This window comes from Lwoffella lincolnii (assembly GCF_002014765.1).
Lineage (GTDB): Bacteria > Pseudomonadota > Gammaproteobacteria > Pseudomonadales > Moraxellaceae > Psychrobacter > Psychrobacter lincolnii.
Window position 1 is genome coordinate 125433 of the sequence record NZ_MUYT01000002.1, and the last position, 19938, is coordinate 145370.

The 19938-nt window shown below is 42.8% G+C and carries 17 protein-coding genes; 10 read left to right on the forward strand and 7 right to left on the reverse strand.

What is annotated here, in order from left to right; translation table 11 throughout:
• The 5 genes from mnmE to rpmH all read right to left on the reverse strand — a co-directional run.
• Positions 1–1078, reverse strand: a 1078-nt coding sequence (gene mnmE / locus B0682_RS01885; protein WP_240494815.1) for a tRNA uridine-5-carboxymethylaminomethyl(34) synthesis GTPase MnmE, incomplete at its 3' end; no start/stop codon positions are given.
• 155 nt (positions 1079–1233) lie between these two features.
• On the reverse strand, positions 1234–2934 hold the full coding sequence (yidC, locus tag B0682_RS01890) for a membrane protein insertase YidC (RefSeq protein ID WP_078306408.1): 1701 nt from the start codon (positions 2932–2934) through the stop codon (positions 1234–1236).
• Between the two features lie 160 nt (positions 2935–3094).
• Positions 3095–3442 (reverse strand): membrane protein insertion efficiency factor YidD, encoded by a 348-nt coding sequence (gene yidD, locus B0682_RS01895; RefSeq protein WP_078306409.1) that lies wholly within the window; start codon positions 3440–3442, stop codon positions 3095–3097.
• A 13-nt stretch (positions 3443–3455) separates the two neighbouring features.
• Entirely contained in the window at positions 3456–3851 is a 396-nt protein-coding gene (rnpA, locus tag B0682_RS01900; protein WP_078306410.1) for a ribonuclease P protein component, read from the reverse strand.
• A 148-nt stretch (positions 3852–3999) separates the two neighbouring features.
• Positions 4000–4134: a 50S ribosomal protein L34 gene (gene rpmH / locus B0682_RS01905; protein ID WP_078306411.1), complete on the reverse strand. Its 135-nt coding sequence runs from the start codon at positions 4132–4134 to the stop codon at positions 4000–4002.
• Between the two features lie 733 nt (positions 4135–4867).
• Here rpmH and dnaA point away from each other — a divergent pair.
• The 7 genes from dnaA to B0682_RS01940 all read left to right on the forward strand — a co-directional run bounded on the left by dnaA (position 4868) and on the right by B0682_RS01940 (position 14663).
• The gene (dnaA, locus tag B0682_RS01910) at positions 4868–6217 is read left to right on the forward strand and encodes a chromosomal replication initiator protein DnaA (protein WP_411350647.1); all 1350 of its coding nucleotides are present in this window, start codon (positions 4868–4870) and stop codon (positions 6215–6217) included.
• A gap of 197 nt (positions 6218–6414) precedes the next feature.
• A complete protein-coding gene (dnaN, locus tag B0682_RS01915) occupies positions 6415–7590 on the forward strand; it encodes a DNA polymerase III subunit beta (RefSeq protein WP_078306413.1) in 1176 nt (391 codons plus the stop codon).
• Entirely contained in the window at positions 7544–8887 is a 1344-nt protein-coding gene (gene recF / locus B0682_RS01920; RefSeq protein ID WP_338044628.1) for a DNA replication/repair protein RecF, read from the forward strand. Before dnaN ends, recF begins: the two co-directional genes overlap by 47 nt.
• 161 nt (positions 8888–9048) lie before the next feature.
• On the forward strand, positions 9049–11601 hold the full coding sequence (gene gyrB, locus B0682_RS01925; protein WP_078306414.1) for a DNA topoisomerase (ATP-hydrolyzing) subunit B: 2553 nt from the start codon (positions 9049–9051) through the stop codon (positions 11599–11601).
• A 213-nt stretch (positions 11602–11814) separates the two neighbouring features.
• Positions 11815–12381 (forward strand): manganese efflux pump MntP, encoded by a 567-nt coding sequence (locus B0682_RS01930; protein WP_078306415.1) that lies wholly within the window; start codon positions 11815–11817, stop codon positions 12379–12381.
• A 106-nt stretch (positions 12382–12487) separates the two neighbouring features.
• Positions 12488–13948 carry a coniferyl aldehyde dehydrogenase gene (locus tag B0682_RS01935; RefSeq protein WP_078306416.1) on the forward strand — a complete coding sequence of 487 codons (1461 nt, stop codon included), beginning with the start codon at positions 12488–12490 and terminating at the stop codon, positions 13946–13948.
• A 46-nt stretch (positions 13949–13994) separates the two neighbouring features.
• Complete coding sequence (locus tag B0682_RS01940) at positions 13995–14663, forward strand: DUF2939 domain-containing protein (RefSeq protein WP_078306451.1); 669 nt, start codon at positions 13995–13997, stop codon at positions 14661–14663.
• Positions 14664–14783: 120 nt separating this feature from the next.
• On the opposite strand, the gene B0682_RS01945 is transcribed toward B0682_RS01940, so the two are convergent.
• On the reverse strand, positions 14784–15488 hold the full coding sequence (locus B0682_RS01945; RefSeq protein WP_078306417.1) for a pseudouridine synthase: 705 nt from the start codon (positions 15486–15488) through the stop codon (positions 14784–14786).
• Positions 15489–15613: 125 nt separating this feature from the next.
• On the opposite strand from B0682_RS01945, the gene B0682_RS01950 reads away from it, so the two are divergent.
• The 3 genes from B0682_RS01950 to B0682_RS01960 all read left to right on the forward strand — a co-directional run bounded on the left by B0682_RS01950 (position 15614) and on the right by B0682_RS01960 (position 18027).
• Positions 15614–16225: a YigZ family protein gene (locus B0682_RS01950; RefSeq protein WP_078306418.1), complete on the forward strand. Its 612-nt coding sequence runs from the start codon at positions 15614–15616 to the stop codon at positions 16223–16225.
• Positions 16226–16390: 165 nt separating this feature from the next.
• A complete protein-coding gene (locus B0682_RS01955) occupies positions 16391–17404 on the forward strand; it encodes a YheT family hydrolase (protein WP_078306419.1) in 1014 nt (337 codons plus the stop codon).
• A gap of 80 nt (positions 17405–17484) precedes the next feature.
• Positions 17485–18027: an acyl-CoA thioesterase gene (locus B0682_RS01960; RefSeq protein ID WP_078306420.1), complete on the forward strand. Its 543-nt coding sequence runs from the start codon at positions 17485–17487 to the stop codon at positions 18025–18027.
• Between the two features lie 43 nt (positions 18028–18070).
• On the opposite strand, the gene B0682_RS01965 is transcribed toward B0682_RS01960, so the two are convergent.
• Positions 18071–19888: a thiamine pyrophosphate-binding protein gene (locus tag B0682_RS01965; protein WP_078306421.1), complete on the reverse strand. Its 1818-nt coding sequence runs from the start codon at positions 19886–19888 to the stop codon at positions 18071–18073.
• Between the last annotated feature and the right edge of the window lie 50 nt (positions 19889–19938).

Below are 19938 nucleotides of genomic sequence, written 5' to 3' on the forward strand. Positions count from 1 at the left end.
ATGTTTCATGTGAAACATCATAAGATTGACCATCAACCAAATCTAACTTATTACCAATCAATAGCAGTCGCTTGGGACTTGGCAGTTGTCCAAACAGCTCTTTAGCAACAGCCAAGGCATCAACATCACGGCTTAAGTCATACACCAACAACAGCATGTCTGCTTTATTTATGGCATCTTTTGCACGCTCAATGCCAATGCGTTCAACCGCATCTTCTGTGTCTCTTAAGCCTGCGGTGTCCGTTAAGTGTAAGGTCAAGCCATTAATGGTAATGGTTTCTTGTAAAGTATCTCGTGTCGTGCCAGCCACATCAGTAACAATGGCACGCTCTTGCCCTGCCAAGCGATTGAGTAGACTTGATTTTCCCGCATTAGGACGACCTGCCAACACCACATGAACGCCATCTTTAAGTAATTGCCCTTGTTTGGCAGTGGCAAGCACGGCAGTCAAACGATGTTGTATGGCATCAATCTGTTGACGTATTGCCCCATCTGCCAAAAAATCCACATCTTCTTCATCAGGAAAATCAATGGCAGCTTCCACATGTAGCCGTAAATGAATCAGTTGCGTTAACAATTGATTAATTTGCTCACTAAACTCACCTGTCAATGACCGCATGGCAGATAAAGCCGCCGCTTCGCTGGTAGCATCAATGGCATCACTGATGGCTTCAGCTTGTAGCAAATCTAACTTATCATTATCAAACGCACGGTAGCTAAACTCACCTGCTTGTGCTTGCTTTGCTCCCAACTCAAACACACGAGCCAGCAATAAATTTTGTAGCACTGCTCCACCATGTCCTTGCAACTCTATCACATCTTCACCTGTAAATGAGTAAGGAGCATTAAAATACAACAGCAAACCTTCGTCCAAAACCACACCTTTATCATCATAAAAGCGACAAAAATAGGCATGACGGGGGGTAAAATCATGTTCACGCTTGGTTAAATGTTTGGCGATTTGATGAGCAGTTGCACCTGATAGGCGAATCACCCCAACACCACCACGACCAATGGGAGTGGCAATGGCAGCAATGGTGGGTTGCTGGTGGATAAGTTGGGTATTTTGCTTGGTCATTGAATTATTGAATCATATTAACGGTGAATTGGAATGTTTTAGGCATTGGGATATATTAATATTTGTATTTTAACATTTGTAAAGCATGTTTATGGCATAAAACCATAAAAAATTACCGCCCAAATGGACGGTCATTTTTTGATGGATAAGAGCTGTTAACGAACGGTTTTTGTCTGTTTTTGCACCTGCTCTTTTTCCACTTTTTTATTGATAACATGTTGCTGAGTCATGCTAAATAAGTTATTAACCGTCCAGTAAAGTACCAAACCTGCTGGGAAAAACAGCATAAACACCGTAAAAATAATCGGTAAGATTTTCATCACCTTAGCTTGCATGGGGTCGGTGGGCTGTGGATTTAACTGCTGTTGTATGAACATCGACACCCCCATTAACAGTGGTAAGATAAACCAAGGGTCCATTGACGACAAATCTTGTATCCAAAATATCCACGGAGCATGACGCAACTCAACCGACTCAACCAACACCCAATACAAGGCTAAGAAAATTGGCATCTGCAAAAAAATGGGCAAGCACCCTGCCATTGGGTTGACTTTTTCTTCTTTGTAGATATTCATCATCTCTTGAGACATTTTCATGCGATCATCGCCATATTCATCTTTAAGTGCTTGCAGGCGAGGGGCGATGGCTCGCATTTTTGCCATGGAATAATAACTTTTATTAGAGATGGGCATTAAGGCAATCTTCACCAATAATGTCAAAACAATGATTGCCCAACCCCAGTTACCAATAAGATTATGAATGCCTTGTAAAAAAGCAAACAACACTTTTGATATCGGCCATAAAAAACCATAATCAACCGTTTTATTTAAGCCTTCGGCAACATCTTTTAGGCTCTCTTGTACCTTTGGCCCTATATACAAAGTGGCAGACAACGTATTTTGTTTACCAGCAGCCACACTCAGCGGTTGACTATTAAAACCAATGTAATAATCAGCATTATTCTCTCGGCTAAAAAACTGCCCTGAAAAATTATTGGGTGTCCATGCAGAAACAAAATAATGCTGAACCATGCCTACCCAGCCTTCTTGACTGCTGGCAGTCAGCTTACCATCTTTAAAATCACCGAATTTAAGCTTATTATAACTATCATCTGGCGTGCCCCACGCACCCCCCAGATAAGTTGCCATGCTCAATGCGCCTTTATCAGCCAAACCTGGGTCTTTGCTGTCATCACGTTTTAGCTGAGCAAACAGCTGTCCTTGCCAAGGCTGGGCAGATGCGTTATTGATGTTATAACTGACTTCAATCGGATATTTGCCTTGAGTGAAGGTATAGGTCTTGGTGATGGTCACACCATCATCAGTTTTGTAAATTAAAGGCACACTCAGGGTTTGTTGTCCCAAACCTAAAACATAATTATTAGAGGTGGTCTGATAAATGGCTCGACCATCTGCCGTGTCAATGCCATTTTGACCTATCAACCCTGATTGAGCCACATAAACTCGGTTTTGGTTATTTTCTAATAAGACAAAAGGTTGCTTACTATTTAAGGTAGCATCGTACTGCTTTAAAGCAGCATAAACCACATCGCCACCAATGGGGTCAATTTTGATGTCATAAAGATCCGTACTGACCTGAATCAAATTTTTGTCTTGATTGGCTTGATTACCATCATGTGTGGCGTTGGTAACCGCTGTGCCTGCGATGCTGGCAGCAGGAATATCGCCACTGGCAACTGCCGTATCACTGGGAATGTCACTGGTGTTAGAAGTTGTCAGCGTCGTGGAGGCATGATTGGTAGGGGTATTGGCGTAATCATCTCGCCAAGCCAATATCAATAAATAAGAAGTGATGAGCATTGCAATGATAATCAGCACTCGTAAAATCTTTTGCATGAAGATACCTTACAGTTGACTGGTTAACGTAATGATTGTGTGACATCAAGATGAATAACACAACTGACGTATCCATTAAACTGGTAAATAAAATGACAGACATTTTACTAAATTTCATTGACAAATGATATAAGAAAAAAGCAAGCATCATTCATCAAAATCAATCAAATCGACCACTCAACCAATGATTGAGCATGGCAGAATAATGATAATTTTCCAGATAAACCCCTTTAAATTTATCCGTAGAATGTAAAAACTTAACGGGATAAAACTTAAAACGACGTAACGGTAATGGCACAAAATCCACCCCCGAGCCAGCCAATGGATGACAACGGCTGATGCGTTTGATGGTCAACCAACCACCACACACAGCACCATGCCATTGAATGGCTTGCATACCATACTGTGAACACGTTGGATAATATCGGCAACGAGCAGGTAAAATAGGGCTGACTATCCGCTGATAAAAATGAATCAAAGTCAATAATATGTTTTGTGCTAAGCTCATGATTGACTCAATATCATCTCACATTAAGGCATGAGCGTTTGCTGATTTTTTGCAACAACAGTTGGATTTCAGCAGTCAACTGCACATCAGCAACATGATTTGGCGACTGTTTGACAATCACCACCATATCGACGGCTGGCAAGTTATGATACAAACGAAAGTTTTCTCTGATGCGTCGTTTTAAACGATTACGAGCAACGGCAGTTGGCACTTTTTTTTTGGTGATTGCCAATCCAAGACGAGCTTGTTCTTGGTCGTTGCAGACAACAAACGCCAGTAAGTGTGTGGTATGTGCTTTAAATTGAACCATATCAAACACCCGTTTAAATTGTTTTGCTGTTAATAGGCGATGAGCTTTTGGGTAGGTGTGTGATGTGTGGGGGTGTGATGTGTTGCTGTCTGTAATCATAAGATAATCATTTAGAATCAATAAAATAAGACATGACCAATATAAAAACTACTGACATAAAAAAAGCGTCCACCCTATGGATGACGCTTTTTGTAACTTTAAATCATAACATCAGTCATCATAACATCGGTAACAGATGTTAGGTGATTTACACAGTCAAACGATGACGACCTTTGGCACGACGACGTGCCAATACTTGACGTCCTTTTTTGGTTGCCATGCGTGCACGGAAACCATGGGTGCGTTTGCGTTTTATGATGCTGGGTTGAAAAGTACGTTTCATAAGTCACCTGTAATATGTGAGAAAAATATGAGAAAAAAGAATGTATGAGTGGTCAGTTCAAAACTTTTGAAATTTTTAAAACAATCGTTGGTATGGTTGTCACTAAAAATTTGCCAGTTTTTGCCAATCCAATTTTTGTCAATTGAGTGAACAATGACTCAGCAAACAATTTAGTTAAATAAATGCAATAACTTAATATAATAACAATGTTAGCCTTACTGTGTCAACCATGTTATGGTTTGCGTCATGTTATGGTTTGCGTGATGGTTCTGTGTTTTTTACCAATCATTTTTATCAGTCATCTGTTAGCACAATGTACTGTTGACAACAAAATCAGATGATGTTTGTTGGATGTTTGCCATCAAGTTAAACGTTGATTTTAATGGCAGTGAAAGGTGGTAAAAATCCACTTATCCACAGNNCTGTGGATAAGTGGATTTTTCTTATTAAAATCAATAACTTAGCTTGTGGAATACTCTGTTGATAACTTGTGGATTAAATGTGTATAAGTCTTTTTTGAAAATTGCTTACAGACTTATCCACAGACTTATCCACAGATAAATACAGGTTTATCCACAGGCTGTTTTATGGTAAATTATGCCGTTATAAGACAAGGGTAGAGCTTGATTGAGTGTAAATATTGAGCATAAATGAGGTAGAGATGAACATGTCATCTTTATGGGAAAAGTGTTTGGATGAGTTGAGATATCAAGTTAAGGATAACGTCTTTACCATGTGGTTAAGGCCATTGAACGCCACTGTCATTGATGCTTTATTGGTTATTAAAGCCCCCAATGAGTACTTTGTCAGTTATCTGACGCACAATCATTTAAATGAGATTGAGCAGTTGGCCAAAAAACACAGTAATCACCAAATTGATGGCGTCAGTATTGTGGTTGATGGTCAGCAACCACAAACATCATCCATCTTAGCTTTAGATGTGCCTGATGACATGCCCATCAGTCGGGATGTCAAAGGCGTGGTAACACCCAGTACTCATCGTGGTGGCAAGGATGTCAAGGATGTTTTGCTGGTTGGCTCCTCCGACGATTTACAAAAATCGCTAAGTTATCTAAATCCTGAATTTAGTTTTGATACCTTTGTGACAGGTAAATCTAACAGTTTGGCTTATAAGGCTTGCCATGAGATATCCAAACGCAACCCACAAACACGCCATAATCCTTTATTTATTTATGGTCCTTCAGGACTTGGTAAGACGCATTTGATACATTCGGTTGCTCACCGCTATTTAAAGTCAAATCGCAGTTTTTATTATTTTACATCAGATAAATTTGTCAACCAAATGGTTGCTGCCATACGTAATGGCAAGATTGAAGAGTTTAAGAAAAAAATCAAACAAGTTCACTTACTCATCGTTGATGACATTCATGTATTGGCAGGTAAAACCAAGACCAGCAGTGAATTTTTATCCTTATTTGCAGATTTTACCATGGGGGATAAACAGCTTATTTTGGCATCTGACCGTCACCCATCGCAGTTAACCGAGTTTGATGAGCGGTTTCGTTCACGCTTTAGTTGGGGGTTGTCTGTGGCGATTGAGCCGCCAGAAATTGATACTCGCATGCAGATTTTACAAAAAAAAGCTGAGATTCTTGGTATTGATTTGCCCAAAGAGTGTGCGTTATTCATTGCTCAAAACGTGGTGTCTAACGTGCGTCGGCTTGAAGGGGCATTAAATCAAGTGGTTGCCAATGCTAATTTGACAGGTGCTCCAATTACTTTAGAAATGGTGCAATACGCTTTAAAAGACATCATTGCCATGCGGGTGCAAGCGGTCAATATGGATAATATCCGTAAAGTGGTGGCAGAGTATTATGATGTTTCTGTTAAAGATTTAATGGGTAAAAAGCGTACTCGCAGTATTGCCCGACCCAGACAAATTGCCATGTCATTGGCACGAGAATTGACAGGAGATAGCTTCCCTGATATTGGGCAGTCCTTTGGTGGGCGAGATCATTCTACTGTGATGCACGCTTGTGATAAAGTTGCCAAATTGCGTGAACAAGATTCTGTGCTGGATAAGGAATATAAGGCGTTATCCTTGATGCTACAAGCAGGCTAAGGTTTGTCAGTTCATTGTCATGGGGTTTGTTGTCATAGATTGTCATGGCGTATTTTATGATGATGTTTTTATGGTCGCAGAATAAAATAGGTGTACTTAGATGCAATGCCAGCTGAATTTGGCTATACTATTCATCACTATTCATCGCATTACCAATATGTTTAAGATTTTGCCATAGTTTAATTGAGTCTGTAGTTATGCACTTATCCATCAACCGTGAATTATTTTTAAAAGCCATCAGTTTGGTTGTCAAAGCGGCAGACAAACGACATAACATGGTCATCTTGGGTAACTTAAAGTTGCAACTTACCGATAGCCATTTGGTATTGACGGCATCGGATTTGGAAGTACAGCTTACTGTGGCGGTTGATTTGCCACAGGGTGCTGTCATACAAACTGGTGACATCACCTTGCCTGCCGATAAGCTAAGAGACATCTGTAAGTTATTGCCCAGCAATGCCCAGATTAATCTTGTGACTCAAAGTAATGAACGTTGCTTAATCACCAGTGATAAGAGTAGGTTTACTTTAGGTACGTTGCCTGCAGGTGACTATCCCATATTAGGTGACCCTGAAAACATCACACCCATCACCATCACTCATAAAGACTTAAGTGAGTTGATAGGTAAAACCCAATTTGCCATGGCAATCCAAGATGTGCGTTATTATTTAACGGGCATGTATTTTGACATTTCTGAGCGTAAGCTCACCACGGTTGCCACTGATGGACACCGTCTTGCCCTAGCTCAGCGAGCCATTGAAGTTGCTGATGACCATAAGTTAGAAGCCATTTTGCCACGCAAAGCCGTCAGTGAACTGGACCGTCTGCTTGGTGAGCAAGGTAAATTGCTAAATAGCCCAGAGAATCAAATCACCCTACAATTTGGGCGAGAGTTTATGCAGGTGGTGTTGCCTTTTGGTAATGTGGACAGCACAGGGCAGATTGACAGCAGTACTCAAGTTACTTTTACTGCTCGCTTAATTGATGGTAAGTTTCCTGACTATCGCCGTGTCATGCCATCTAATAGTGACAAACAAGCCATTCTTAATCAGGCACACTTGACTGATGTTCTACGTCGTGTGTCTATTTTGAGTAATGAAAAATCTCGTGGTGTTATCTTTAATTTTGCCAGTGATGGCATCATCGAAGTGCGTGCCAATAACGCTGAGCAAGATGAAGCCATTGAAAAGCTCACCGCCAAATACACAGGTGAGTCACTGGAGCTGTCGTTTAATGTGCAATATGTGCAAGATGTTCTTGATGTGTTGCAAGGTGATGTTGTCATTCAAATGAGTCAAGCCAATGCTTCTGTTTTGGTAACTCAGCATGGTGATCACCTACATCAATATGTCATCATGCCCATGCGTATCTGATGGACATGCACTTGATGGCACAACACTGTTGATTATGATAACTCAACTACACATCAACCATCTAAGAAACCTAAATCATGTCAATTTGCCATTAACCCAATGTAACCTTATCATTGGGGCAAATGGCAGTGGTAAGACCAGTATTTTAGAGGCATTATTTTTATTGTCTAGGGGTAAAAGTTTTCGCAGTCATCAACCCAAACTCTACATCACCCACAAACATTCCCATTGTACTGTCTTTGCTCGTCTACAAGATGGTAGCCGTCTTGGGATTGAAAAGCACAGCGATGCCAGCACCATATTAAAGCTGAATGGTCAAATACTAACTGCCCAAAGTCAGCTGACCGCTCGTCTGCCCACCACGTTGATTGACCCTGCATCTATGGACATTTTGGAGCAAGGCAGTAATTTACGCCGTCAATTATTAGATTGGTTGGCGTTTCACGTGAAACCTGACTTTTATCCACAGTGGTTGGCGTATCAAAGATTGTTAAAACAACGCAACAGCCTACTTAAGCAATCACGTCATCTTAACGACCTTAACCGTCAGCAGTTGCAAGCATGGGACAATATGCTTGCTGAACATGCCAGCTGTATTCATCATTATCGCCAGCAAGTCTTTGGCGCTTGGCAACACAGTTTTAATCATGTGTTGGCTTTGTTGTTACCACAGTACTCTTATCAGATTGAGTTGAATTATCAGGCAGGATTTGACCCCAACATTCCCCTACAGCAAACGCTACACGATAGGTTACAAAGTGATTTAAAGTTAGGCTATACTCGTGTTGGCAGTCATCGAGCTGACATTCAAGTGCTATGGCGTGGCAGTCAAACTGACGTTGCAGCTCAAGATGCCTTTTATCAAGATGGTTTTGATGAACGTGGTCAGATTGATGATGGTGAACAAACAGGAGATGGTGGACAAACAGATGTTAGTCGCCAACGCATGCGTCATAAAATGTTGGCTACCAACGTTTTGTCTCGTGGTGAAAAAAAACTGCTGATAACCGCATTGAAGTTGTCCCAACTGCCATTATTGCCAGTTAACCATTCTTCTTATGGTCTTATCAGTGGCTCTGGTGGTCAACTCACCAGTCGACCCATTGTTTTGCTTGATGACATTGATGCTGAATTAGATGCCAATGCCATGCAAGTTCTGCTTTCAACCTTAGCAACTGTGCCTTGTCAGCTATTTATCACCAGTTTGAGCAAAGATATCCTTCCTATGATTGAATCACATTGGCAAGAGTTAAGTGTGTTTCACGTGAAACATGGCAAGGTTGATGGCGTGGTTTGATGCCATGAATAACCCAAAATATGATGTGTCAGGCTTATCAATTCTGCAAAATACCCTAAAAAATGCTATAATGGTTCACCCATTTTTGCGTATCAATTTGTATCAATGCGTGTCAGTTTGCGTAGAAAAATGGGGCGACCAACACTTGATAGGGAACATACATGAGTCAGTCACAAACCAACCAAGCCACCGAAGCAAATGATGTTGACTTACCAGCACCGTCCACTCAAAAAGACCATGAATATGGTGCAAATAAAATCCGTGTGTTGCGAGGATTAGAAGCCGTGCGGGTGCGTCCTGGTATGTACATTGGTGATACAGATGATGGCACAGGCTTACACCACATGGTGTTTGAAGTGGTTGATAACGCCATTGATGAAGCTTTAGCAGGGCATTGTGACCAAATTGACATCATTATCCATGACGATAATTCGGTGAGTGTGCTGGATAATGGGCGTGGCATTCCTGTTGACATTCACCCTGAAGAGGGCGTGTCAGCAGCACAGGTCATCATGACGGTGTTGCATGCTGGCGGTAAATTTGATGACAACAGTTATAAAGTCTCAGGCGGTCTGCATGGGGTTGGTGTGTCGGTGGTGAATGCCTTATCGCAAAAGCTTGAGTTAAATGTTTGGCGTGAAGGACATCACCATCGACAAACTTATACCAATGGCGTACCAGATTCCCCCATTGAACAGTTAGAAACCACGGATAAGACGGGTACGCAGATTCGTTTTTACCCCAGTGTGGGAGAAGAAGGCAGTGATGCCATTTTTAAGGGTGTAACCACGTTTGATTATGATGTTTTGGCCAAGCGGTTGCGTGAGTTGTCATTCTTAAACTCAGGGGTTCGCATTGTGTTGACCGATGAGCGGTTGGATAAACGTCAAGAATTTGAACACAAAGGCGGTTTGTCTGAATTTGTTACCTACATCAATGCAGGCAAAGAATCTTTAAACGATGTTTTTCACTTCACCAGCGAAGAAGATGGCATCAGTGTGGAAGTGGCATTGCAATGGACAGACAGTTATAACGAAAAAGTGCTTTGCTTTACCAACAACATTCCTCAAAAAGATGGTGGCACACATTTGACAGGTTTTCGCTCAGCATTGACTCGTTGTTTGAGCGGTTATATGGATAGCGAAAACTTGCTAAAAAAAGAGAAAGTTGCTGTTACGGGTGATGATGCTCGAGAAGGCTTAACTGCCATCGTCTCTGTTAAAGTGCCCGACCCCAAATTCTCTAGCCAAACCAAAGACAAATTGGTGTCTAGTGAGGTCAAATCCGCCGTTGAGTCTGCCATGCACGACAAATTCAGCGATTATCTGCTAGAAAATCCAGGCTCTGCCAAATCCATCGCCAGTAAAATCATTGATGCTGCCAAAGCCCGAGATGCCGCTCGCAAGGCTCGAGAAATGACACGGCGAAAAACCACTTTAGACATTGCAGGCTTGCCAGGAAAACTGGCAGATTGTCAAGAAAAAGACCCTGCCTTATCTGAGCTATACATTGTGGAGGGTGACTCAGCGGGAGGCAGTGCCAAACAAGGACGTAGTCGTAAGACACAAGCCATTTTACCATTAAAGGGCAAAATCTTAAACGTTGAGCGAGCCAGGTTTGATAAAATGTTGTCATCAGCTGAAGTGGGGACGCTGATTACTGCTTTGGGTTGTGGCATCGGTCCTGATGAATACAACCCAGACAAAGTGCGTTATCACAAAATCATCATCATGACCGATGCAGACGTAGATGGCTCACACATTCGCACGTTATTATTGACATTCTTTTTCCGTCAGACTCCAGAGCTGATAGAGCGTGGCTATGTTTATATCGCCCAGCCACCACTTTATAAAATCAAAAAAGGCCGTCAAGAGCTGTATATCAAAGATGATGAAGCCCTTAAAGCCCATCTGTTGTCATCAACCATTGATGACACCCAACTGCATTTAAGCCAAGATGCCCCTGCCATTAGTGGCACAGCATTGGAGTCTTTATTAAACAGTTATCACCAAACACAACTGATAAAATCTCGTCTACAGACCAAATATCCTGCTGATATATTAGATACGCTGACACGAGTGCCTAAATTAACCCTAGAGCAAACGCATGACAAAGTTGCCATGCAGGCATGGGTAACTGCCTTGCAAGACGCATTGCAACAAAGACACCCAAAACTTGCGCCGAAAGTGAGCATTGATGACCCACTTGCCACGCCTAAGCCAGTCCATCAAAACGATGGACTGTCGTCATCAGACACAGAGCAAAAACCACAACAATGGTTGCCAAAAATTACCATTCATGTGCATCAACTGCTACAAAATTATTTACTTGATGCCAGTTTTATCAGTTCTGGCGAATACAGTAAGCTGATTAAGCTTTCTGATGAGTGGCAAACCCTGTTAACACCAACTGCCTTTATCCGCCGTGGTGATAAAAATATTGCCATCAAAGATTTTGATTATCTGTGGCAACAGATGATGGATGATGCTCGCCGTGGGTTATCGATACAGCGTTATAAGGGATTGGGCGAGATGAATCCAGAGCAACTTTGGGAAACCACCATGGACCCAGAAAACCGCCGTATGTTGAAAGTCACCATTGAAGATGCCATTGCTGCTGACCATTTGTTCACGTGTTTGATGGGAGATGATGTTGAGCCAAGACGAGCCTTTATTGAAGAAAATGCCTTGTCAGTGACGCAGTTGGACATATGATGTGATTGATATTAAATTGATGGTAAATTGATGTTAAGTGAATTTTATATTAGATGGATTTTGTATTAATTGGCTTAACTTAAGTTGTTGATATGATTAAAGACCGTCATCATTTGGCGGTTTTTATGCTTAAGAAAAACCAAATCAGCATAAGTTTCACGTGAAACAACATTGTACATAAAACAACATTGTACATAAGAATGGATGTAAAAAATGTCAGAGCTGATATTGTTGGCAATGGCTTTACCAATGGATGCGTTTGCTGTGTCGCTTGGACTTGGGGCAAAAAAGCGTGAGCATGCCGTGCGTATCGCTCTATTGGCAGGTGTGTATTTTGGCGTATTTCAAGGAATGATGCCATTACTTGGCTATCTGAGTGGGCGTTCTGTGTTAGGGTTCATTGAAAATATTGCCCCTTGGGTGGCGTGTGTCATCTTGCTTGGTCTGGGTGGTAAGATGCTGTATGAAGCGTTTGGTAAAGACAAAGATGATGACAAAAATGACAGTGATGACCAGCATAAACCATTCATGAGCCAAAAAACCATGCTCATGCTTGCTGTTGCCACCAGCATTGATGCCATGGCGGCAGGTTTTACGTTAAATTTGATGCCCATCAATCCTTGGCTGGCATGTGCAATCATTGCGGTTGTAACAGGTGTCTTGAGTTTTGTTGGGGTGTTTTTGGGTAGTCAATCTGGCACATGGCTTGAGAGTAAAGCTGAAATATTTGGTGGGTTTGTGTTGATGTTTGTTGGGCTAAAAATGGTGCTTTTGAACTAAACTGCATGGGGTGGGTTATTTGCTTTTTTACTTAAACGGTTTGTGCTAGATTGAGTATATTCGTCATATTGGCAATCCAAATGATATTTTGTAAGGAACATCAATCATGAGTGTCACAGATAACCAAACATCTGATGAAATCATCAGCGAAAAAGACAACAGCAACGGTTTTATTAAAAGCATGACAGAGCAGTTTTGGCAGATGTATCAATTAAGCCGACAGCAAGGTGATGTCAGTTGGCAACACCGTTTGCATCAGTTAGAACAGTTAAAAAAGCTGATATCGGATAACACCGATGCGATTTGCCATGCCATCAGTCAAGACTTTGGGCATCGCAGTCATGATGAAACCATCATGGTGGATATTTTTCCAAGCCTTGAGGGCATTCGTCATGCTAAAAAACACGGCAAAGACTGGATGAAACCGCAAAAAGTCAGCACAGGAAAGTGGTTTTTACCTGCCAGCAGTCACATTCAATCACAACCACTTGGGGTGGTGGGCATCATGTCTCCGTGGAATTATCCGCTCAATTTGGTGGCAGGTCCTTTAACCGCTGCGTTGGTGGCTGGTAACCGAGCCATGATTAAGGTGTCGGAGTATTCACCCAATTTTGAGCATTGGCTTGCCAAGACTTTGCCAGTTTATTTTGATAAAGATGAGGTATGTTTGGTGCAAGGGGAGTTGCAAGTCGCTCAAGCATTTAGCAAACTGCCCTTTGACCACTTGCTTTTTACAGGATCAACATCGGTGGGCAAGCACATCATGCGTGCTGCAGCGGACAACCTGACCCCTGTGACTTTGGAATTGGGCGGTAAATCCCCTGTCATCATCATTGATAAAGACATCTTGCCCCATGCCGTGAACCGAATATGGACAGGTAAGATGATGAACTCGGGACAAACTTGCATTGCTCCTGATTATGTGTTGTTGCCTGATGGCTTGCAAGATGAGTTCATTGAGCTGTCGAAAAAATGGATGAGTAAACATTATCCCAAAATTGGCGATAATGAAGACGTGACTTTTATCATTAATCATAAACAGTTTGACCGCATTCATGACCATCTCAAACAAGCCCAAAAGCAAGCTTGTGTTCATAAATTGACCACTGCCACAGAGAATCGTGCCACAGGTTTTATGCCTCCTGTGGTGGTGACAGAGTTGTCACAAGACAGTTTACTGTTAACAGAAGAGATTTTTGGCCCTGTGTTACCATTGGTGGGTTATGACTCGTTAGATGATGCCATCGATTATGTCAATGCTCGCCCTCGTCCATTGGCATTGTATCCTTTTGGGCAAGATGATGACATGATAGAGCGTATTTTACAGCGTACTGTCAGTGGTGGGGTGAGTGTTAACGAGACCATTTATCATGTTGCTCAGCATGACTTGCCGTTTGGTGGGGTGGGAGCATCAGGCATGGGACATTATCATGGCAAACATGGATTTGACACTTTGAGCCATCAAAAAGCGGTGTTTAGGCAAGCCAAAGTGAACTTTGTGGATATATTACAGCCACCTTATGGCAAGGTGTTTGATAAACTGATGAAAGTGGCGGTGCGTTGGTGATGTGTTGGTCACTTGGCAAGTAACAAATAGCAAACAAGGTTGCTTTATGAAAAAAATCATGACCCTGCTGTTTATCGTGTGTTTATTGGCGGTGGGGGTATATGCTGGCTCACCTTATTATACGGTTTATCAGCTCAAGCAAGCCTATGACAACCAAGATGGAACCACATTGGCAGCAGCCATTGACTATTCACAGTTGACAGTCAATCTAAAGACGCAATTAAATGGCAAATTTGCCAACACGTTAAGCCAATATCCCATGGTGGCACAGCTTGGTGGTGATGCTTTGGTGGAAGCTGGCATGGAATTCATTAACCGTTCGGTTGATGGGGCAGTGACCGCAGATAACATTCAAACCTTAATAAATATGCAAGGACAATCCAATCAAGTCAATCAATCCACTCAAGAGTTGGCAGCAGCATGGGCAATCGCCAGCAATCAGGTGAACCTGACCATGCTTATTCAAGATTTGATTGTGGAGCGAGGAGATGTGGATAAGGTGGTCAAAAAGCAAATGCAGTTGATGATGGACAAGCAAACTTTGCAATTGACTGCCCATACTCAAGCAGGTACTGACAGCGAAAAGCCACAGCTTAGCTATTGTGGGATTGATTGCTTTAGCATGTCAGGGCAAATCAAGGGCTATCCGCTCACCGTGCGTATGCAACGTCAAGGCTGGATTGACTGGAAAATTGTCGATGTGCAATTGCCATAAAGTGTGCAATTGCCATAAAGTGTGCCATGGTCATAGATTTGTGCCATTGGCTTGGTTATTGGTGGTTAAAAAAAGTGGTCAGGTTGTGAACCTTGTATGTCTGTGGATACTGGTGCTGGGTTAAAATTGCTCAATCTCTTTTGTGGTTAAAAATCGGCTTTCACCTTTTTCTAACCCATCAAGGCTGATGGTGCCGATGTGTGAGCGGTGTAGTTCGGTAACTCGATTGGCAAAATAACCCATCATGCGTTTGACTTGATGGTATTTGCCTTCTGTTAAGATTAAGCGGGCATGGGTGGCATCGATAAACATCAGTTCAGCAGGGCGGGTTTTGTGTTGCTCCCCTTCAAGCAGTATCCCATTTGCCAGTTGTTTGATGGCATTATCCTGTTCTTGTATGCTCATGGGATTAGCCAAGGTCAGCTCATATGTCTTACTTTGGTGATGTTTGGGGCTGGTTACTTTGTGTAGCCATTGGCCATCATCTGATAGTAACAACGCTCCTGTGGTGTCTACATCCAATCGCCCTGCGATACGCAAACTGGCAACCTCAGGCACGGCAATCAACTCAGTAACGATGGGGTGTTCTTTGGGCTTTAGTGTGCATTCAAAACCTTCTGGTTTATACAGCAAAATATAGCGATTGCCTGTGGCAACCGATAATGGCTCACCTGCCCACATCACTTCGTCATTGAGTGCATTCACATGCACACTACCATCTTTGACGATTTCATCGTTGACGGTGATTTCTTCAGCATGCAAGATGCGTTTGGCATCTTTGCGTGACAGTTCGGTGGCTTTGGAGATGAATTTATCCAGTCGCATGATGATACCCTAAATGTCCTACTCATAAACAAGGTGATATTTTAGCACATTCTTACCCTTGGCATTCACTCAGCGTTCATTGACCATTTATCCAAATTCATGACATAAAGTGATTATTAGCACACATGACCTATTTTACTCTAACCAAACCATGCACTGCCCGTCTTGACATTAAAAAGTCAGAATTCATTGCTCATGCTTATCCTGTGGCTGATCGTGAACAGGCCATGTTTCACGTGAAACAACTAAAACAAACATATTCAGACGCTCGTCATCATTGTTGGGCATATGTCATTGGTGATCCAAATAATACCACCAGTGCAGGTTTTGATGATGATGGTGAGCCTAATGGTACAGCAGGCAGACCGATACTCAATGTGCTACAACACAAAACCATTGGCAATGTCATCATCATTGTGGTGCGATACTTCGGTGGTATCAAGCTTGGGGCAGGTGGTTTGACTCGAGCGTATGCAGGGTCAGCCCAAGCGGTGGTGGATATGATGCAGTTGACGGCTTATGTGGCTAAAGTTGATGTTTGCATTCATACTGACTTTGCCAATGAATCATATGTTCGTTATCTGGTAGAAGACAGTGGCGGTAAGGTATTGACTGTCAATTATGGCAAGTCAGTTGTTTTAAAGGCTCAGGTGTCCAAACAAGCGAAGAAAACGCTGGCGGAGCGATTGGGTGCTGTGGGCAAGCTTGTGGAAAGAGACCTTATGGAAAAACAGTGAGTGGTAGAAAGACAGTGTGTGTTCAAAGGCGAACAACGAACAATGGCTAACCAGTGTTTGGTATGGGTAATGGGCATATTTGAGTTATCATATGTTCACTCAAATGATTTTTTTTATGATTTTTTTTTATTATAATGGACATTATTTTATTGACTGGTAACGCATATGATGATTTCTGCCCCTGCTCACCCACAACATTTTACAGTGCAACCTTTTACTCCCCCATTTTGGCTTGCCAACCCCCATTTACAGACGATTTTGCCCAAGTTTTTGGTGAAATATCAGCCGAATTATCGCCGTGAGTTGATTAAAGATTCTTTAGATGAAAGTCAAATAGCGTATGATTTTGTGGACGCACACGATGAGCAATTGGCTGGCAAATACCAAAAACCATTGGTGATATTGTTTCACGGCTTAGAAGGCAGTAGTAACAGCCACTATGCCAAAAGTTTGGCTTATGCCGTTAAGGAGCAGGGTTGGCATTATGTGGTGGTGCATTTTCGCAGTTGTGGGGGAATCCCTGTGGCAGGAAACGTGTTTTATAACGCTGGCGATACCAGTGAGCTGGTACATGCGTTAACCCAACTTAGCAACCGCTATCAACATCTGTATGCAGTGGGCATGTCATTGGGTGGGAATGTGCTGGCAAAATATATGGGTGAATATGGTGATAAGGCAGTTTGTGGGGCAGCGGCGGTGGTCAGTGCGCCTGTGGACTTGGCATCATCTGCCATTGCGATGGAACGGCTGATGGGCAGACGTATCTACACGCCATATTTGCTGAATCCATTGGTTAAAAAGGCTTTGGAAAACAGCTTGTCAAGTGAAGAGATGCGGGCTGTGCGTACCAGCAGTCGCATCAGTGATTTTGACCAAATTTTTACCGCCCCTCGTCATGGTTATCGCTCAGTCAATGACTATTATCGCCATGCGTCATCATTGCCTTATTTGATTGACATTGTTAAGCCGACCATCATCATCACTGCCAAAGATGACCCCTTTTTAGGCATGACCGCTCGCCAAAGCGATGTGTCAGAATCGGTGTTATTGCTCGATACTGAGCATGGTGGGCATATGGGGTATCTTAGATATTTGCCACATCATAAGCCTAGGCTAGATGTCAGTTGGTTGCCTGATACCATTGTTGAGTTTTTTAATGCTCAAATGACTGGCAGGTAAGTCAAATTCATGCTTATTGATGATATAAACATGCTAGGCTGTTATCTTTTTGTAAGAATGAATGTTGTAAGGACGAATGTATGTATCCGATTATTCGACTGGGTAAAACCATTTTTGATGCTGTTAAGGACACCAAGGGTGGCACCAGTTTATCCATCACTGATACAGGACGGATTGAGTTTACCAGTAGTCCGACCGATATGGATAATTTTTTTGAGATGAACAATGGTCGCATCATCACCTTGTTTGATTTGGGACGCACCGATTTTGCCATCCGCACAGGGCTGGGAAAAAGGCTGTTAACCAAGCGTTGGGGTTTGGTAGTGGCAGGCAGTAGCGTACAGTATCGCAAGCGGGTGTTTGTGTTTGAGCCAGTGACCATCACCACCAAAGTGTCGGCATTCGATGACAAATGGATTTATATCGAGCAGACCATGTGGGTAAAAGACACGCCCACTTCATCGGCACTTTTAAGAACGGGTGTGACCAAAAAAGGGCGAGTCATTCCAACCAAAACTGTGTTTGATGCCATGGGTTTGGGAGATATTGACATGCCACCCACAGGCTATGTCAAGACATGGATAGAAGCAGAAGCCAAGCGACCTTGGCCGCCCAAAGAGTGATGACATCTTAAATCATTCGGTTTTAACTGGGCATCAGTCCCATTCAAAATGGCAGTTTTCTACGCATGATTCGTTTGATGAATCTTAATTTGTCTTTGGTAGAAAAGCCCTTAAAGGTGGTCTGGCTTGTGCCTTTTGTGAAAGCGGTTTGTTTGCTGTAGTCGATGTTGATGTCCACAATGACAGGCTCACCCTTTTTGCTTAAGGCGTGGGCTTTTTTGAGTGATTTTACCAAGTCCTTGTTACGTTTGATGGCGATATGCGTCGCTCCTGTTGCCATTGCCACACCTTTTAAATCAACATTGGGCAAGATGGTGCAGGTTTTTTGTTGATAGGGAAGCTGTTGGGCTTGAGCAATCTGCGACAGTTCACCATCACTAAACACACAATATAAAATACCCAATCCGTTGGCTTTGGCGGTCAAAATTTCCATACAAGTCATGGTGAAACAACCATCGCCCACCACCGCCACCACATCACGCTCAGGATTTGCCAGTTTTGCCCCAATGGCAGCAGGCACGGCATAGCCCATGGCGTTGTAGTCGGTTGGGCTAATCAGTAAGCCATCTTGATACACAGGATACAACTCTGCCGCCAAAAAGGTATGATTGCCATCGTCCAGCACGGTTATGCTGTCAGCAGGCATGATGTGTCGCAATGCGTCAAAAAAACGAATGGGGTTGACTTTATGGCGGTTGTCAGCTTTGTACCAAGCTTTGCGATACGCTCGTTTGTCTTTGGCGATTTGGGCTTGGATTGTTGTGGGGCTTTTGGCGTTTTTGCAAATGCTGGGCGACTTGACATTCAGCTGGGCTTTTTGTTGTTTTAAGTTTTTTAATAATAACGGTACGGTGTGAATGACATCACCGACCACACCCACTTGTGTGGGATAGTTTGCACCAATGACAGCAGGATCGATATCAAAATGCACCAACGTTTGGGGTAAGCAGTCATCTAAGCCAAAACTGCCTGTGGGTATTTCAGCAAATCTGGCACCGATGACCAGTAAGACATCACAATGGGCAATGGCGTTTTTGCCACTGGGGACAGCCGATGGGCTAAAACCAAACCCTGCATGTAACGGATGTTCGTGCGGAAAACTGGATAATCCTTGTAAGGTGGTGGTAACAGGGGAATTCAACAGCTCACTGATGGCAATGAGTTCTTTTTTGACCATTCTTGCCCCATAACCGACAAATAAGCCCACCTGCTTGGCGTTGTTCAGTGTTTCTGCCGCCAGTTGTAGATTGTTTTGTGTTTTTTGAGAAAGTGGGTTCTGTTGCTGCTGATAGGCGTGCCATGTCATTAAGGAGGTAACAGTTTGTGGAAATAATTGTAAATCCACAGGAATTTCTACCAAAACAGGACCTGGCACCCCACTGGTGGCGATGTCATAGGCTTGATATAAAGTTGTGATCACATCGTCCATGTTGTTAATGCGAAATCCTGCTTTAGTAAAGCCTTTAGCCACTTCTAGTTGGTCAATGTCGTGCAGTTTGTATTGGTAGTTGGTGTCTCTGCGAATACCTCCTGTCAGCACCAACATGGGAATGCCATCTAAATACGCTTCACCGATGCCACTGGCAGCATGGGTCAAACCAGCGGCTGGAACGATGACAAGTGTGCCAATATTGCCAACTTTGTGTTTGGCAAAATGTTGGCTATGGGTTGCCACTCGGCTCATGCCGTCAGCGATAAAACTGCCCCCTTGTTCATTGGTAACCAGTATGGGTTTAATGTGTTTGGATTGGCTTAAGGCATCGTACAGTTCGGTGTTATGCACCCCAGGAATACCAAAGGTATGGGTGATTCCCAGCTGTTCTAAGGCATAGACGGTAAGCTCAGCGGCCGTTTTTTTCATGATAAATTCCTTTTTATCGTTCGCTTTATCATTAGTAGCTTGTTTGGTCA

What these genes read in the sequence shown, in the direction of transcription:
- dnaA (WP_411350647.1), top strand. Translation starts at nt 4,868, where the DNA reads ATGTGGTTAAGGCCATTGAACGCCACTGTCATTGATGCTTTATTGGTT.
- B0682_RS01930 (WP_078306415.1), top strand. Translation starts at nt 11,815, where the DNA reads ATGTCAGAGCTGATATTGTTGGCAATGGCTTTACCAATGGATGCGTTT.
- gyrB (WP_078306414.1), top strand. Translation starts at nt 9,049, where the DNA reads ATGAGTCAGTCACAAACCAACCAAGCCACCGAAGCAAATGATGTTGAC.
- B0682_RS01965 (WP_078306421.1), bottom strand. Translation starts at nt 19,888, where the DNA reads ATGAAAAAAACGGCCGCTGAGCTTACCGTCTATGCCTTAGAACAGCTG.
- yidD (WP_078306409.1), bottom strand. Translation starts at nt 3,442, where the DNA reads ATGAGCTTAGCACAAAACATATTATTGACTTTGATTCATTTTTATCAG.
- B0682_RS01960 (WP_078306420.1), top strand. Translation starts at nt 17,485, where the DNA reads ATGTATCCGATTATTCGACTGGGTAAAACCATTTTTGATGCTGTTAAG.
- B0682_RS01950 (WP_078306418.1), top strand. Translation starts at nt 15,614, where the DNA reads ATGACCTATTTTACTCTAACCAAACCATGCACTGCCCGTCTTGACATT.
- rnpA (WP_078306410.1), bottom strand. Translation starts at nt 3,851, where the DNA reads ATGATTACAGACAGCAACACATCACACCCCCACACATCACACACCTAC.
- recF (WP_338044628.1), top strand. Translation starts at nt 7,544, where the DNA reads ATGGTGATCACCTACATCAATATGTCATCATGCCCATGCGTATCTGAT.
- B0682_RS01955 (WP_078306419.1), top strand. Translation starts at nt 16,391, where the DNA reads ATGATGATTTCTGCCCCTGCTCACCCACAACATTTTACAGTGCAACCT.
- dnaN (WP_078306413.1), top strand. Translation starts at nt 6,415, where the DNA reads ATGCACTTATCCATCAACCGTGAATTATTTTTAAAAGCCATCAGTTTG.
- B0682_RS01945 (WP_078306417.1), bottom strand. Translation starts at nt 15,488, where the DNA reads ATGCGACTGGATAAATTCATCTCCAAAGCCACCGAACTGTCACGCAAA.
- yidC (WP_078306408.1), bottom strand. Translation starts at nt 2,934, where the DNA reads ATGCAAAAGATTTTACGAGTGCTGATTATCATTGCAATGCTCATCACT.
- B0682_RS01940 (WP_078306451.1), top strand. Translation starts at nt 13,995, where the DNA reads ATGAAAAAAATCATGACCCTGCTGTTTATCGTGTGTTTATTGGCGGTG.
- B0682_RS01935 (WP_078306416.1), top strand. Translation starts at nt 12,488, where the DNA reads ATGAGTGTCACAGATAACCAAACATCTGATGAAATCATCAGCGAAAAA.
- rpmH (WP_078306411.1), bottom strand. Translation starts at nt 4,134, where the DNA reads ATGAAACGTACTTTTCAACCCAGCATCATAAAACGCAAACGCACCCAT.